This window comes from Marinibaculum pumilum (assembly GCF_042646425.1).
GTDB lineage: Bacteria > Pseudomonadota > Alphaproteobacteria > Ferrovibrionales > Ferrovibrionaceae > Marinibaculum > Marinibaculum pumilum.
This window is the reverse complement of record NZ_JBHRTR010000005.1, coordinates 38,281-52,928: the sequence shown is the minus strand read 5'-3', so window position 1 is coordinate 52,928 and position 14,648 is coordinate 38,281. Positions and strand designations below refer to the sequence as shown.

The 14,648-nt window shown below is 69.8% G+C and carries 13 protein-coding genes and 1 tRNA gene; 2 read left to right on the top strand and 12 right to left on the bottom strand.

What is annotated here, in order from left to right:
* Nucleotides 1–9: 9 nt before the first annotated feature.
* The 3 genes from ACFOGJ_RS01285 to ACFOGJ_RS01275 all read right to left on the bottom strand — a co-directional run bounded on the left by ACFOGJ_RS01285 (nt 10) and on the right by ACFOGJ_RS01275 (nt 2,257).
* Nucleotides 10–255, bottom strand: coding sequence for a hypothetical protein (locus ACFOGJ_RS01285; protein WP_379897578.1), 246 nt, complete (start codon nt 253–255; stop codon nt 10–12).
* 362 nt (nt 256–617) lie between these two features.
* Entirely contained in the window at nt 618–1,244 is a 627-nt protein-coding gene (locus ACFOGJ_RS01280; RefSeq protein WP_379897577.1) for an NUDIX domain-containing protein, read from the bottom strand.
* A complete protein-coding gene (locus tag ACFOGJ_RS01275; RefSeq protein WP_379897576.1) occupies nt 1,241–2,257 on the bottom strand; it encodes a cation diffusion facilitator family transporter in 1,017 nt (338 codons plus the stop codon). The genes ACFOGJ_RS01280 and ACFOGJ_RS01275 overlap by 4 nt, the downstream gene beginning before the upstream one ends.
* Nucleotides 2,258–2,419: 162 nt before the next feature.
* Between ACFOGJ_RS01275 and ACFOGJ_RS01270 the strand changes: the two genes are divergently transcribed.
* Together ACFOGJ_RS01270 and ACFOGJ_RS01265 are read left to right on the top strand one after the other, a co-directional pair.
* Nucleotides 2,420–2,710 (top strand): putative hemolysin, encoded by a 291-nt coding sequence (locus ACFOGJ_RS01270; RefSeq protein WP_379897575.1) that lies wholly within the window; start codon nt 2,420–2,422, stop codon nt 2,708–2,710.
* Between the two features lie 112 nt (nt 2,711–2,822).
* Nucleotides 2,823–3,965: an EAL domain-containing protein gene (locus ACFOGJ_RS01265; RefSeq protein ID WP_379897574.1), complete on the top strand. Its 1,143-nt coding sequence runs from the start codon at nt 2,823–2,825 to the stop codon at nt 3,963–3,965.
* 162 nt (nt 3,966–4,127) lie between these two features.
* On the opposite strand, the gene ACFOGJ_RS01260 is transcribed toward ACFOGJ_RS01265, so the two are convergent.
* The 9 genes from ACFOGJ_RS01260 to gyrA all read right to left on the bottom strand — a co-directional run bounded on the left by ACFOGJ_RS01260 (nt 4,128) and on the right by gyrA (nt 14,404).
* Nucleotides 4,128–4,544 carry a response regulator transcription factor gene (locus ACFOGJ_RS01260; RefSeq protein ID WP_379897573.1) on the bottom strand — a complete coding sequence of 139 codons (417 nt, stop codon included), beginning with the start codon at nt 4,542–4,544 and terminating at the stop codon, nt 4,128–4,130.
* A gap of 9 nt (nt 4,545–4,553) precedes the next feature.
* A complete protein-coding gene (locus ACFOGJ_RS01255; protein ID WP_379897572.1) occupies nt 4,554–6,821 on the bottom strand; it encodes a hybrid sensor histidine kinase/response regulator in 2,268 nt (755 codons plus the stop codon).
* 294 nt (nt 6,822–7,115) lie between these two features.
* A complete protein-coding gene (locus tag ACFOGJ_RS01250) occupies nt 7,116–7,655 on the bottom strand; it encodes a hypothetical protein (RefSeq protein ID WP_379897571.1) in 540 nt (179 codons plus the stop codon).
* Nucleotides 7,656–7,831: 176 nt separating this feature from the next.
* Nucleotides 7,832–7,907, bottom strand: a tRNA-Lys gene (locus tag ACFOGJ_RS01245).
* 74 nt (nt 7,908–7,981) lie between these two features.
* The gene (tgt, locus tag ACFOGJ_RS01240) at nt 7,982–9,172 is read right to left on the bottom strand and encodes a tRNA guanosine(34) transglycosylase Tgt (protein ID WP_379897570.1); all 1,191 of its coding nucleotides are present in this window, start codon (nt 9,170–9,172) and stop codon (nt 7,982–7,984) included.
* A gap of 26 nt (nt 9,173–9,198) precedes the next feature.
* Complete coding sequence (gene queA / locus ACFOGJ_RS01235) at nt 9,199–10,278, bottom strand: tRNA preQ1(34) S-adenosylmethionine ribosyltransferase-isomerase QueA (protein WP_379897569.1); 1,080 nt, start codon at nt 10,276–10,278, stop codon at nt 9,199–9,201.
* 72 nt (nt 10,279–10,350) lie between these two features.
* A complete protein-coding gene (locus ACFOGJ_RS01230) occupies nt 10,351–10,827 on the bottom strand; it encodes a peptidylprolyl isomerase (RefSeq protein WP_379897568.1) in 477 nt (158 codons plus the stop codon).
* A 174-nt stretch (nt 10,828–11,001) separates the two neighbouring features.
* The gene (gene coaD, locus ACFOGJ_RS01225) at nt 11,002–11,544 is read right to left on the bottom strand and encodes a pantetheine-phosphate adenylyltransferase (RefSeq protein ID WP_379897567.1); all 543 of its coding nucleotides are present in this window, start codon (nt 11,542–11,544) and stop codon (nt 11,002–11,004) included.
* 76 nt (nt 11,545–11,620) lie between these two features.
* Nucleotides 11,621–14,404 carry a DNA gyrase subunit A gene (gene gyrA / locus ACFOGJ_RS01220; RefSeq protein ID WP_379897566.1) on the bottom strand — a complete coding sequence of 928 codons (2,784 nt, stop codon included), beginning with the start codon at nt 14,402–14,404 and terminating at the stop codon, nt 11,621–11,623.
* Nucleotides 14,405–14,648: the final 244 nt, after the last annotated feature.

Sequence of the window (14,648 nt, the reverse complement as noted above, 5' to 3'; positions counted from 1 at the left end):
CGACTACCGCTACCAGGGCGACAGCGAGGATTTCGGCGGCTCGTCGAACTTGAGCGTATAGCCCTCCTGGCAATAGGCATCGCCGTTCAGGCGCCACTGTACCGGTGCCTTCTTGATCCTGGTCAGGATGCCGACATCCTCCTGCTGGCAGGTGCAGAAGCGGGTCTGGCAGGCGCCGGCCATGCGGCGCGCCTGTTCCTCCGGCGGTACGCTGGTGCCGCAGCCGGCCAACAGGAGCACGGACAGCAGCATCACCGGGGCCGCAGCACGCAGCGTCGCGGATCTGGCTCTGGATGTCGGTCTAAGCATGGTCCTGCACGAATCTCGTCTCCCGCCTGTGGCGCCGGCGCGGGACTATGCCAGCCTTCGCCACCGGTTGCACGGTCCCGGGGAAGCGGGGCTGGAAAGCTGCAGGACGGGAAAAGTGCGGGGCGGCCGGTGGGAGGCTGCGGTATACCGGCCGCCCCGTCTTCGCAGTCGTCGGGTGGTGGGGACATCCCGACACCACATACATAGGCACGGCCGGCCGCGGCGCCTGTGTCGGCCGTCACACTCCTGCGCGCAACGGCCCGGAAAGCGCCCCGGGTCCGGAAAGCGCCCCGGGTCCGGAACGGCGGTCAGAAATCGAAGTGGCGCGCGACCTCCGGCGGCAGGGCCCCGTCCGCCGCCAGGCAGCGCGCCCGCAGGGCGACAAGGATGGTCAGCGCATCCCGCACCTCCCCCCTGTCGATCATGGCGTAGAGATCCGCCAGCGGCAGGCGCCGCTGCGCCAGGACCTCCGCCTCCTCCGGCTCCGCCTCGCCTTCGCTCAGGTCCCAGGCCAGATAGCCGAAGGCCCGCTCGTCCGACAGGCCGTTCGACATGTCGACATCCAGCACCTGCAGCCAGCTGGACGCGGTCAGCCCGGTCTCCTCCTTCAGCTCGCGCGCGGCGCCCTCCTGCGGCGCCAGGCTGCGGTCGCCGCCGCCCTCCGGGATCTCCCAGCTATAGGCACGCAACGGGAAGCGGTACTGCCCGACCAGGCGGGTGCAGCCTTCGGAATCGAGCGGCAGAACGCCGATGCCGAACTTCACCAGGTGGACCGTGGTGTAGCGGTGCGGCCGGCCGACGGGATTGAGGACCTCGTGCTGGTGCACGGCCAGCCAGGGGTCGCGATAGATCTCCGTGCGGCCCAGCACCGTCCAGGGATTGCCCTCCCCGGCTTCTTCCGGGCGGGCCATGGGTGCGGGCTTCGGGTCGTTCATCCGGTCTCCTGTCGGTGCGGGTCATGCATCTCGTCCGGGCAGGTGCCGATATCGACCTGCACCGTGGTGTGGTCGATGCCCAGGTCGTGCCGCAGCACCTTCTTCACATTGGCCAGGATCTCCGCCGCGGCGGCACCCTCGGCCACGGTGACGTGCAGGGTCAGCAACGGCCGCTCCGCCGTCAGCGACCAGAAATGGATGTGATGCACGTCCAGCACCCCGGCGACCTTCTCCCGGAGGATCGCGGCGATCCGGTCCGGCCCGCTGCGATCGTCGGGCGTGCCTTCCAGCAGCACATGGACGGAACGGCGGGTGACGATCCAGGCGCTGCGCAGGATCAGCACGGCGAACACCACCGACAGGATCGGATCGACCGGCACCCAGCCGGTCGCGATGATGATGCCGGCGGCCACCACCGCGCCGAGGGAGCCGAGCAGGTCGCTGACCACGTGCAGCAGCGCGGCCTTCATGTTCAGGTTGTCGCGGTCCCCCATCGCCAGGATCAGCATGCCGCCGGCATTGGCCAGCATGCCGGCCACCGCGACCACCAGCATCACCCAGCCGTCCACCGGGTCCGGCGACAGCAGGCGGTCCGCCGCCTCGTAGACGATCCAGGCGGTGATCAGCAGCAGGAACAGGCCGTTGGTATAGGAGGCGACCACCTGGAAACGGTGATAGCCGTAGCTGCGCAGCGGGTCCGGCGGGCGGCGGGACAGGCGGAACGCGAACCAGGCCATGAACAGGGCCAGCAGGTCGGTCAGCATGTGCGCCGCGTCGGCAATCAGCGCCAGGGAACCGGATATGACGCCGCCCACCACCTCCACCAGCATGAAGACCAGGGTGAGCAGCATCACCCACAGGATCCGGCGCTCGCTGTCCCGGGTCACCTTGGCGGCATGGCTGTGCCCATGCCCGCCATGCCCATGCCCGCCATGCCCGTGCCCGGCGTGATCGTGCCCGGCGTGATCATGTCCGGCATGGCCGCCCGGCGGTGGCTTGGCATCGTCTTGCATGGGGCTTTCCGGGACCGACCTCGGTGACTGGGCGAAGGCCTTGGCGGCGATAGCGGCGCGGCGAACATAGCACCGCTGCGCCCCCGCGGGATATCGGCCTGCAGCGTCTTCGACTAGGCTGCCGGTCGTCCGCGTACCTGTTCCGCATAGATCGAGGTTGTCATGTTGCCTGCGTCGCACCGCCCCTGGTCCGGCTTCTGTATCGCTGCCCTCCTTGTCGCGGGCGGCACGGCGCTGGCCCAGCCCAAGGAGGAGACGCAGCCCGGACCGCAGCCGGAAGGCACCCGGCCACTGACGTCCCTGGCCAATCCGGCATCGAAGAACTGCATCGACGAGGGCGGCCGACTGGAGATCGAGAAGACCGACAAAGGCGAAATCGGCATCTGCGTGTTCGCCGATGGCAGCCGGTGCGAGGAATGGGACCTGCTGCGGGGGCGCTGCAGCCCGAAGTGACGGTTCGGGACATGATGCCGCCCGCGGCAGCGGAGATCGTGACGTTCCGGTGATCCGGCCGGTCCGGCCCTGCGAATACCGGTTATCGACCGATCAGCCCGAAAGCCCTGTCATGGCCTGTTCCTACTGCGCACGCCCCGCTTCCAGCGACCTTCCCTACCTGTTCGTCTGGCCAGGGCCGGGTCATGTGCTCGGCAAGCTGCGGCAGGCGATCTCCAGTGGCCGGCTGGCCGCCGATCCGCTGCCCGGCGGCCGCGGCCTGCGGCTGTCCCGGCCCGCCGCCGGCTGGACACAGGTGGCGGACCGCTTGCAGGAGCTGCTGACCCCGCTGGAACTGCAGGAAACCCGGGTGCTGACGGGAGAGCGGGCGACACCGGATGCGGACGGCCATGAGAGGGTGATGCAGGCCGACCGGTTCTGCGGCGAGATCCGGGGCCACTGGCTCAGCGAGCTGCTGGACCAGGAGCGGCTGACCACCTGGTTCCAGCCGATCGTCGACCGCGACCGCCTGCCCTTCGGTCACGAAGCCCTGGCGCGGGGCCTGTCCCATGACGGCGGGGTGATCGCACCGCAGGCCATGCTGGAAGCCGCCGCCACGCCGCAGCTGCTGGCGCGCTTCGACCGCCTGGCCAGGCTCACCGCCGCCGGTGCGGCGGACCGCGCGGGCCTGCCGGGCCATCTTTTCGTGAACTTCGTCCCCTCCACCATCTACGATCCGGAGCAGTGCCTGCGCTCGACGGTGGCGGCGATGACCCGGCTCGACCTCGACCCGGAGGCGGTGGTCTTCGAGGTGGTCGAGAGCTATCGCATCGACGACATGGAGCATCTGAAGCGGATATTCGACCGCTACCGGGCGCATGGCTTCGGCGTCGCGCTGGACGATTTCGGCGCCGGCTATGCCACTCTCGAGGCCCTGGTCCACCTTCGCCCCGATTTCGTGAAGATCGACAAGGAGATGGCGCGCCGCTGCCGGGACGACGGCTTCTGCCGGCGCCTGGTCGGCGAGATCGTCCGGCTGGCACATGAGGAGGGGATCAAGGTGATCGCCGAGGGGATCGAGGATCGCGCCGGCTTCGACCTGCTGCGGGAGGTCGGCGCCGACCTGTTCCAGGGCTATCTGTTCGGCCGCCCCGCTCCCCTGCCGGCGGCCCGCCCCGCCTGCGCGACGGCCGCCCGGGCGAGGCGTGCGATCGCCGGGGACTGTCTGTCTGCCGGCAGCCGCGGCGCAGCCCTCACGCCGATGTCAGGGGCCTAGAGGGTTCCCGGAATAGATGGAAGCGGCGCCACATACCTAATCGTCATCCCCGACTTGATCGGGGATCCATTCCGCAGGCTTCCCGGCTGCTGATCGGTTTGCGGAATGGGTTCTCGGGTCAAACCCGAGAACGACAAGGTTTCCACCAAAGATGGGAACGCTCTAGCCGACATCCCCCCGCGAGGGGGCCTGACCGGAAAGGCAGGTCTCGACAAGGCCCAGCAGTTCGGACAGGGAGAACGGCTTCTGGATGATGTCGGTGGCGCCCAGGGCACGCGCCATCCGCAGATAGTCCGGGGTGCTCCGGTCCGAGGTGCCGGCCGGCATGCTGGGCCCGCCGGTGATGGCGATGATCGGCACCTGGGAATCGTCCTGGCGCAGCAGGCGGATGGTCTCGATCCCCTCCACCTCCGGCATGAACAGGTCGGTGATCACCAGTTCGAACCGGCCGGCCCGGAAGGCCTCCACCCCGGCACGGCCGTCGGCGGCGGCTTCGACCTCGTGGCCGGCATCCTGGAGGTGCATCGCCAGCGATTCCCGCACCAGGCTGTCATCGTCGATCAGCAATATGCAGGCCATCTGCGGCTCCTAGAGGTCATGCCCGCCCCCGTCCAGGGCATCGCGGAGGGCCCTGGCAAGCTCGCTCCGCCGATAGGGCTTCGACAACATTCCTATTTCGTCCTGCAGCACCGCATCGTCAACGTAGCCGGAGGTGAACAGCACCTTCAGCCCGGGGCGCAGCCGCCGCGCCTGCTCCGCCAGCTGCGTGCCGTCCATGCCCCCCGGCATCCGGATGTCGGTGAACAGCAGATCCAGGTCCGGCTCCGCCTGCAGCATCCGCAGGCCCTCCGGCCCGTCGGCGGCCGCGATGACCCGGTAGCCCAGCCTGACGAGCTGGGCGCTCACATGGTCGCGGACCATCTCGTCGTCCTCGACCAGCAGGATCTTCTCGGTGCCGCCCTGCAGCGGCTCGCCGGTCCCGCGCCCTTCCTCCCCGGCGCGGACATCCGCGGGCGGCAGATACAGGCGAACGGCGGTCCCCTTCCCTGCCACGGAGCAGAGCCGGGCCGTGCCGCCCGACTGCCGCGCGAAACCGTAAACCGTGCTGAGGCCGAGGCCGCTGCCGCGCGCCATATCCTTGGTGGTAAAGAACGGCTCGAAGGCCTTGGCGGCGACCTCCTCGGTCATGCCGGTACCGTCGTCGCGGACCTCGACCATCACGTAGCCGCCCGGCGCCAGGCCATCCTCCGCGATGCCGTCCTCCACCCCCAGTTCGACATTGCGTGCCGTGATCGACAGCAGCCCGCCCTCGGGCATCGCGTCGCGGGCATTCAGCACCAGGTTCAGGATCGCCGCTTCCAGCTGCGGGGCATCGGCCATGGCGTCCCAGCAATCGGCCGCCACCTCCACGCCCAGTACGATGCTGTCGCCCGCGGCCTGCCGCAACAGGCCTTCCATCCCCTGGACCAGCGCGCCAAGGTCGATCGCTGCGGGCTGCAGCGCCTGCCGGCGGGCCACCGCCAGCAGGCGCCGGGTAAGGTCCGCGCCGCGCTCGGCGGCCTCGCGCACCATCTCCGCCAGCCGGCGGCGGCGTTCCCCCTCGCCCGGCGCGCCTTCGATGAGCGCCTCGGCATTGCCCAGGATCACGGTCAGCAGGTTGTTGAAGTCATGCGCCACGCCGCCGGTCAGCTGGCCGATCGCCTCCAGCCTCTGGGCCTGGTTGACCCGCGCCTCCAGCTGCCGGGTCTCGGTCACGTCGCTCATGCCGCCGACCATCCGCACCGGCTTGCCGTCAGCACCGAAGAACACGTAGCCGCGGTCGGCGATCTGCGCATAGCTGCCGTCCGGCCGGCGGATGCGGTATTCGGCGCGCCAGCTGTCGCGCCGCGCGTTGAGGACGTATTGCAGGCTCTCCAGAACGCGGACGCGGTCCTCCGGGTGGATGCGCTGGGTCCATGCATCGGTATCCGACCAGCCGTCGCCGGAGCTCTCGCCGAACAGGGTTTCGCCGCCTTCGCCCCACCAGAACCTGTTGGTCACGAGGTTCCAGTCCCAGACGGTGTCCGTCGTCGCCTTGGCGACGAAGCGGAAGCGGTCCTCCGCCTCCCGGATCCGGCTGATGTCCTGGAACGCCCCGTTCACCCGGACGATCTGTCCGCCCGCGTCGCGTTCCGCGATGCCGATGGTGCGCACCCAGCGCCGCTCGCCCTGCGGGGTCAGCAGCTCCGCCTCGAGGTCGTAGGGGGTCCCGGCAGTGGCACAGCGGCGATAGCTTTCCGCGACCATCTCGCGATATTCCGGCGCGAACATGCCGACGGCATCGTCCAGGTCGAGCCAGGTGCCCTCCGGCAGGCCATGGATCGCGGCCTTCTGGTCGGTCCAGTAGGCGCGCCGCCGGGCCACGTCCACCGACCAGCCGCCGACCTGCGCCAGGCGCTGGGCCAGGTCGTTGAGGGTGTCCAGCGGCGGTTCGCCGCGGGTGGCGGCCTGCGGGTGCAGGCGCGACAGGGTGCAGGCCGCGGCCAGCGCCAGTTCGCCCAGCACGGCGGCGGCATCCCGGTCGAACCCGGCCCCCGGCGCGCTGCGGGCGATCAGGCGACCGTGGCGGCGCCCCTGCGGGTCGACCAGCGGAACGACGATATCCTGCCCCTGTCGCGGCCGCATCGACGGTTCCGCCGCGCGCACGGCGTGCTCGTCCTCGATCTCCAGCTGGCGCGCGGCGGTCAGCGCCATCACGGCGCCGGTCAGGCGCGCGCGCAGCTCCGCGTCCCCCGCCGCCGTGTGGATGGCATTGATCGCGCGCAGCCAGGCCAGCTCGCGCCGCGCCTCCATCATGGTCAGGTCTGCTACCGGCATGTGTCTATCGTCCGCCGCATGGCGGCCGTCTTTCGCCTATGGCCGGTGACTGCCGGATGCCCGGCGACCGGCTCGCTTTGTCTTTGTCCCATATCGTCCCGTTGGATGCCGCATGGGGCAGGGTCGGCGGGGGCGGGAACGCCCGGAAGGCGGCATGGCCGCACCTGCATTAGGGCCGCATAGGCCTTTCGGCCAGGTTAAGGGCGCGCCTTGTAGCGAATGCGGGGGCCATGGCGCCCGCCATCCTCCGGCATCCCGCGCCCCCGCTGGCCGGAGAGGTACGCGCCGCCGGGCTCAGTCCTCGTCGAAGGAACGGCGCAGCCGTGCGCCGCGTCGGGCGACCGACGGCTCGCTGCCCCGTTCCTCGCCCAATGCCGGGCCCAGGCGGGTGCGCCGGGCGGCCTGCGCGCCCTCCCGCCCATCACCATCGCCCCGCGTGGCGCGGCGCTCCAGCACCGGCTCCCGGCCGTCAAGATCGTCGTCGCGCTCGGCCACCGGCCGCGACACGGGAGAGTCGGCGGCTGCCTCTGCCCGTCCCTTCCGGCGCTCCGGTTCGGCGACCGGCCCCGGCGCCGGTGCCGCAGCGCCGATTTCGCCGCGCAGGGTGCGCACCGCCTTGGTCAGATCCTCCACCGCCTTGGTGGTGCCGCGCACCCGGGCTGCAACGCTGCCCAGCGCCATCAGCATGGCGCCGGAGAAGAACACCTGCGCGCCCGACACCCAGGCATCGACCGCCTTCTGCGTCTCGCCGAAGGTCTCGTACAGGCCCGCCGCGGTCGCCGCGGCGCCCGCCAGTACGCCGATAAGGCCGATGAGGGTAAAGATCGCTGCCATGTGATGCTCCTGCCGCCGGGGCACGATAGGCGGCGCAGCCGCAAAGGTTCAAGCGGACAGGGCCCCGGCCCGGCCCTTTCGCCCGGCCCTGTGGCGCCAGGAGCGCAGCCGCGCCCGGGCGCTGCCGGACGGGCGACCGGCGGGGCCGAGGCAAACTATTGATATTCCTGGGAATTTGGTGAGCCCGCAGGGATTCGAACCCTGGACCTACTGATTAAAAGTCAGTTGCTCTACCAGCTGAGCTACAGGCTCTGGATCGCGGCGGCCGAAGAGAAGTCGCAGGGCCGCCGGAAGTGCGCGGACCATAGAAAGCTTCGGCCCCGGAATCAATTCTCCGGGCCGTCCCCGGAACTGCCGGCAGCCTCTGTCTCCCTGCCGGCGGCCGGGCTGTCCAGGAAAGCGCGGCGAAAGGAAGCGAAACGGCCGGCCTGGATCGCCTGGCGCATGTCCCGCATCAGGTCCTGGTAGTAGGTCAGGTTGTGCCAGGTCAGCAGCATCGAGCCCAGGATCTCCTTCGCCTTCACCAGGTGGTGCAGATAGGCGCGGCCGTAATTGCGGCAGGCCGGGCAGGCGCAGTCCGGATCGAGCGGCTCCGCATCGTCGGCAAAGCGGGCATTGCGCAGGTTCATCGGCCCGGCGCGAGTGAAGGCCTGGCTGGTACGTCCCGACCGGGTCGGCAGCACGCAGTCGAACATGTCGACGCCGCGGGCCACCGATTCCACCAGGTCGACCGGCTTGCCCACCCCCATCAGGTAGCGCGGCCTGTCTTCCGGCAGATGGGGGACGGTGGCGTCCAGGACCAGGTTGCGCAGCTCCAGCCCCTCGCCCACCGCCAGGCCGCCCAGCGCATAGCCGTCGAAGCCGATCTCCACCAGGCCGGCGGCACTGCGGTGGCGCAGGGTCGGGTTCACGCCGCCCTGCACGATGCCGAACAGGCCATAGCCGGCGCGCGGCCGGAACGCCGCCTTGCAGCGCGCCGCCCAGCGCAAGGACAGCTCCATCGCCCGCTCCGCCTCCGCTTCGGGCGCCGGATAGGCGACGCATTCGTCCAGCTGCATGGTGATGGTGGAATCCAGGTCGTGCTGGATGCCGACCGCGGATTCCGGGCTCAGCAGATGCTTCGCCCCGTCCAGGTGGGAGCGGAAGGTGACCCCTTCCTCCGTCACCTTCCGCAGGTCCGCCAGGGACATCACCTGAAAGCCGCCGGAATCGGTCAGCACCGGCCCCTGCCAGTTCATGAACTTCCGCAAGCCGCCCAGCCGGCGGATCCGGTCCGCGCCGGGCCGCAGCATCAGGTGGTAAGTGTTGCCCAGGACGATCTGCGCGCCGGTCTGCGCCACCGCCTCCGGCGTCATCGCCTTCACCGTCGCCGCGGTGCCAACCGGCATGAAGGCCGGCGTCTCGACGATGCCATGGGCGGTGGCCAGCCGGCCGCGGCGGGCCTGCCCGTCGCGCGCCAGCAGCGCGAAGCTGAGGCCCCTGTCCGGCAGCACCGGTCCCCCCCGGACTTCTGACATGCCGTCTTCTGTCATGCGGGCCTCTGTCAATCGGGATCCCGCCGCTGCAGCAGCGAGGCATCGCCGTAGGAATAGAAACGGTAGCGCTCCGCCACAGCCACCCGATAGAGCGCCTGCATCCGGTCCAGGCCGATGAAGGCGGCCACCAGCATCATCAGGGTCGACCGCGGCAGGTGGAAGTTGGTCAGCAGCAGGTCGACCGCGCGGAAGCGGTAGCCCGGGGTGATGAAGATGTCGGTCTCCCCCGCGAACGGCGCCACCGCACCGCCGGCGGCGGCGGATTCAAGGAGGCGCAGTGCCGTCGTGCCGACCGCGACGATGCGGCCGCCGGCGGCCCGCACCGCGGCGATCCGGGCGGCGACCTCCGGCGTCACCTCACCCCATTCCGCATGCATGCGATGGTCGTCGGTATCGTCCACACGCACCGGCTGGAAGGTGCCGGCGCCGACATGCAGGGTAACGAAGGCATGGCCGATCCCGGCCGCCGACAGCGCCGCGATCAGGCGATCGGTGAAGTGCAGCCCGGCCGTCGGCGCCGCCACCGCCCCTGCGGCCCGCGCATAGACGGTCTGGTAATCCTCCCGGTCCTGCGCATCGGCCGGCCGCCGCCCGGCGATATAGGGCGGCAGCGGCATCGTCCCGTCGGCGGCAATGGCACGGTCCAGATCCGCACCGGCCCGATCGAAGGCGAGCCGGACCAGGCCTCCGGGCGCCACCTCCAGGACCTCGGCCGCCAGCGGCTCCGGGCCCCGCACCTCCAGCCGGTCGCCGGGACGCAGCCGCTTCGCCGGCCGGGCGAGGCCCTCCCAGCAGCCGTCGTTTCCTGCCGGTTCCGGTGCCGGTCGCAACAGGGTGACCTCGACCTGCGCCACCGCATCGCCGCGCGGACGCAGCGCCGCCAGGCGGGCGGCGATCACCCTGGTATCGTTGAAGACCAGCAGGTCGCCCGGCCGCAGCAGGCCGGGCAGGTCGCCGACATGGCGATGGCCGAAGCCCGCGCCGTCCTCCGCCAGGCAGGTCAGCAGCCTGGCCGTGTCGCGCGGGCGCACCGGCCGGGTGGCGATCAGCTCCGGCGGCAGGTCGAAGTCAAAAAGGTCGACGCGCATGGGGGGCCGGCGCGCATGGGCCGCCGTCAGCCCGGCGCGCGCGGTGCCCCGCTGCGCACCGGGCCGCAGGGATCACTTCTCGGCGTCGGACATCATCTGCATGCGGACGATCTTGTCGGGATCCTCCACGATGCCGTTCGGCGGCTGGCCGACCTTGATCTTGTCGACCGCATCCATGCCTTCGACCACTTCGCCCCACATCGTGTACTGGCCGTCCAGGAAGTTGGAATCGGCGGTCACGATGAAGAACTGGCTGTCGGCGCTGTCCGGGTTCTGCGCCCGCGCCATCGACACCGCGCCACGGACATGCTTGCCAGCGTTGAACTCCGCATCCAGCTTCTGGCCGGAACCGCCCATGCCGGTGCCGGTCGGATCGCCGCCCTGCACCATGAAGCCGGTGATGACGCGGTGGAACGGCGTGCCGTCATAGAAGCCGTCGCGCACCAGCTCCTTGATGCGGGCGACATGGTTGGGCGCCAGGTCGGGGCGCATGGCGATCACCACGCGGCCATCCTCCAGGTCCAGGTAGATCGTGTTCTCGGGATCCAATGCTCTTTTCTCCTCTGCTGCGCTTGCGCCGGACACCGTCAGCGCCGCCCCCGCGAGCAACAGGAGCGCTGCGAGGCAGGCTCGAAGCCGGGAATGAACAGACAGCATTGGCACACCTCATTCATGGGTTCGTTTCGGTCGCAACGGACCGGGGACCGGTCGCCCGCCGGCGGATCAGTCGCTGTTGTGGCGCTTCGGCGCCCGGCGCTTCGGCTCGCCGCCGACCTTGGCCAGCAGCTTCTCCGCGACGCGGTCGGAGACGAAGGGATAGACGTCTCCGCGCAGTTGCGCCACCTCGCGCACCAGTTTCGAGGCGATGAACTGGTGGTTGTCGGAGGCCATCAGGAACACCGTCTCGATGTTCGGGTTCAGGCGGGTGTTCATGCCCACCATCTGGAATTCGTAGTCGAAGTCGGACACCGCCCGCAGGCCGCGGATGATGACCGAGGCGCCGATATCCTCCGCGAAATGCATCAGCAGGTTTGAGTAGGAGACGACCTCCATCTCGCTGCGGCCGCCGATGGCGGAGCGCGCCTCGTGCTCCACCATCTCCACCCGTTCCTCGAGGGTGAAAAGCGGGTTCTTGCCGGGATTGGCGGCCACGCCGATCACCAGGCGGTCGACCAGCTTGCTGGCCCGCATGATGATGTCGTGATGGCCGCGGGTGATCGGATCGAAAGTGCCGGGATAGAGCCCGACCCGCTGGATGCTGCCCATTCGGTTTCCCCCTCAGGCGGCCCCTGCGGGCCGCGCGCCGGCGCGACCGCCGGCTCCGTTCGGATCCTGCGCCCGGTCAGCCTGCCGTGTCGTCGTCGCCCGGCCCGCCTTCGCCGCCGGCACCGCCATCGCCAGGCGCATCGTCGCCGGGCAGACCGTCTTCCGGCTCGTCGCCGGCCGGGTCCTCTTCCGGGCCGGCATCGTCCAGACGGGCGATGGAGACGACCTGCTCGTCCTCTGCCGTACGGAACAGGGTGACGCCCTGGGTGTTGCGGCCCGCGATGCGGATATCGTCGACCGGGAAGCGGATCAGCTGGCCGCCATTGGTGACGGCGACGATCTGGTCGGTATCCTCCACCGGGAAAGAGCCCACCACTGGGCCGTTCCGCGCCGAAGTCTCGATATTGATGATCCCCTGCCCGCCCCGGCCGGTCAGCCGGTATTCGTAGGCGGAGGTGCGCTTGCCGAAGCCGTTCTCGGTGATCGTCAGGATGAACTGCTCCGCCGCCCCCAGGGCGCTCGCCCGCTCGGCGCTGATCTCCGACGGCACCTCCACGCCCTGCTCGCCCTCGCGGATCGACCGCTGGGCGGAGGCATAGCGCAGGTAGATGTCGCGCTCCGTCATCTCCACCGGCATGTGACGCAGGATCGACATGGTGACCACCCTGTCGTCGTCCTGCAGCTTCATGCCGCGCACGCCCAGCGAGGTGTTGCTCTGGAACACCCGCACGTCGCCTGCGCGGAAGCGGATGCACTTGCCGTCCCGGCTGGCCAGCAGGATGTCGTCATCCTCGGTGCAGGTGGCGACGCCGACCAGGCGCTCGCCGGTATCGTTCTCGTCAAACTTCATGGCGTACTTGCCCAGCGCATTCAGCCGGGTGAAGTCGTTCAGCGAGTTCCGGCGCACCATGCCGCGGGCGGTGGCGAAGACCACGGTCAGGTCGCCCCAGCTCTCCTCGTCCTCGGGCAGCGGCATCACCGTGGTGACGAATTCGCCTTCCGCCAGGCGCAGCAGGTTCTGGAAGGCCTTGCCGCGCGACTGGGGATTGCCCAGCGGCAGGCGATAGACCTTCAGCATGTAGACCCGGCCGAAAGAGGAAAACAGCAGCAGCGGCGTATGGGTGGAGGCCACGAAGACCTGGGAGACGAAATCCTCGTCCCGGGTGGTCATGCCGGAGCGGCCGCGGCCGCCGCGCCGCTGCGGGCGGTAGGTCGACAGCGGCACCCGCTTTACATAGCCGGCATGGCTGACGGTGACGACCATGTCCTCGCGCTGGATCAGGTCCTCGTCCTCGACATCGCCGAAGCCCTCGACGATCTCGGTCCGGCGCGGCGTTGCGAAGCGCGTGCGGATCTCGACCAACTCGTTTCGGAGCACCTCCAGCAGCACGCCGCGATCGCCGAGGATGCGCAGATATTCGCGGATCTTGGTCGCCAGCTCGGTCAGTTCCGCCTCGATCTCCTCGCGGCCCAGCGCGGTCAGGCGGTGCAGGCGCAGGTCCAGGATGGCGCGGGCCTGGGCCTCGGAGAGCCGGAACATGCCGCCCTCGATCTTGTGGCTGGGATCGTCGATCAGGGCGATCATGTCGGCCACGTCATGCGCCGGCCAGTGCCGCTCCAGCAGCTTTTCCCGCGCTTCCTGCGGCGTGTTGGAGCCGCGGATCAGCGCGATCACCTCGTCGATATTGGCGACGGCGATGGCCAGGCCGACCAGGACATGGCCGCGCTCGCGGGCGCGCTCCAGCAAGTAGCGGGTGCGCCGGGCGATCACCTCCTCGCGGAAGGCGACGAAGGCCTGCAGGATCTGCTTGAGGTTCAGCAGCTCCGGCCGGCCGCCGTTCAGCGCCAGCATGTTCATACCGAACGAGGTCTGTAGCGGCGAATGGCGGTAGAGCTGGTTCAGCACGACGTCGGTCACCGCGTCGCGCTTCACCTCCACCACCACCCGCACGCCGTGCCGGTCGCTCTCGTCGCGGAGGTCGGAGATCCCCTCGATCTTCTTCGCGCGGACCGCATCGGCGATCTTCTCCACCATCGAGGCCTTGTTCACCTGATAGGGGATCTCGTCGATGATGATCGCCTCGCGGTCGCGGGCCAGGGTCTCGATATGGTGCTTGCCGCGCAGCAGCAGGGAGCCGCGGCCGGTGGTGAAGCCGTTGCGGATGCCCGCGCGACCCAGGATCTGCGCGCCGGTCGGGAAATCCGGGCCGGGCACGATCTCCATCAGCCGCTCGATCGGCACCTCCGGATTGGCGATCACTTCCAGGCAGGCGTCGATCACCTCGCCCAGATTGTGCGGCGGGATGTTGGTCGCCATGCCGACGGCGATGCCGCCGGCGCCGTTGACCAGCAGGTTGGGGAATTCCGCCGGCAGGACCGTCGGTTCGGTCGTGGTCTCGTCATAGTTCGGCTGGAAGTCGACCGTATCCTTGTCGATGTCGGTCAGCAGCGCCTCGGCCGGCTTGCCCATGCGGATCTCGGTGTACCGCATGGCCGCCGGTGGATCGCCGTCCATCGAGCCGAAATTGCCCTGCCCGTCCAGCAGCGGCAGGCGCATGGCGAAGTCCTGCGCCATGCGGACCATGGCGTCGTACACCGCCTCGTTGCCGTGCGGGTGGTACTTGCCGAGCACGTCGCCGACGATGCGCGCCGACTTGCGATAGGGCTTGTCGGAGGTGAAGCCGCCCTCGCGCATGGTGTACAGGATCCGCCGGTGCACCGGTTTCAGGCCGTCCCGCACATCGGGCAGGGCGCGCGCCACGATCACGCTCATCGCGTAATCGAGGTAGGAGCGCTTCATCTCCGTCTCGATGGTGATCGGAGCGATGTCGCGGGGCGTTGCAGGCGTGTCGTCAGCCATGTGTCGTCAATGCAGATCCGTCAGGATGCCCGTCCGGCAGACCGGTATCGGCCGGGACGCGGCGGGGCCCGGTGCGGGCGGGACCGCAGTCCCGGGCGATCGGGGGGTTCACGTCGCGCCGCCGTGCCGGTTGCCGGTCCGGCCGGCGGACGCGGCAGCGCTTCTCCGGACAGGCGGCCCGCCTGCCGGCTGCGGCAGTTGCCGGAGCCGGGCTTTCAGGGGGCGCCGCCTTGCCGGGTGTTAT

Excerpts from the sequence above, each read along its gene's own strand:
- coaD (WP_379897567.1), bottom strand. The coding sequence starts at position 11,544 with ATGGGCAGCATCCAGCGGGTCGGGCTCTATCCCGGCACTTTCGATCCG.
- ACFOGJ_RS01270 (WP_379897575.1), top strand. The coding sequence starts at position 2,420 with ATGTTGCCTGCGTCGCACCGCCCCTGGTCCGGCTTCTGTATCGCTGCC.
- ACFOGJ_RS01275 (WP_379897576.1), bottom strand. The coding sequence starts at position 2,257 with ATGCAAGACGATGCCAAGCCACCGCCGGGCGGCCATGCCGGACATGAT.
- ACFOGJ_RS01265 (WP_379897574.1), top strand. The coding sequence starts at position 2,823 with ATGGCCTGTTCCTACTGCGCACGCCCCGCTTCCAGCGACCTTCCCTAC.
- ACFOGJ_RS01250 (WP_379897571.1), bottom strand. The coding sequence starts at position 7,655 with ATGGCAGCGATCTTTACCCTCATCGGCCTTATCGGCGTACTGGCGGGC.
- ACFOGJ_RS01280 (WP_379897577.1), bottom strand. The coding sequence starts at position 1,244 with ATGAACGACCCGAAGCCCGCACCCATGGCCCGCCCGGAAGAAGCCGGG.
- ACFOGJ_RS01260 (WP_379897573.1), bottom strand. The coding sequence starts at position 4,544 with ATGGCCTGCATATTGCTGATCGACGATGACAGCCTGGTGCGGGAATCG.
- ACFOGJ_RS01255 (WP_379897572.1), bottom strand. The coding sequence starts at position 6,821 with ATGCCGGTAGCAGACCTGACCATGATGGAGGCGCGGCGCGAGCTGGCC.
- queA (WP_379897569.1), bottom strand. The coding sequence starts at position 10,278 with ATGCGCGTCGACCTTTTTGACTTCGACCTGCCGCCGGAGCTGATCGCC.
- tgt (WP_379897570.1), bottom strand. The coding sequence starts at position 9,172 with ATGTCAGAAGTCCGGGGGGGACCGGTGCTGCCGGACAGGGGCCTCAGC.
- gyrA (WP_379897566.1), bottom strand. The coding sequence starts at position 14,404 with ATGGCTGACGACACGCCTGCAACGCCCCGCGACATCGCTCCGATCACC.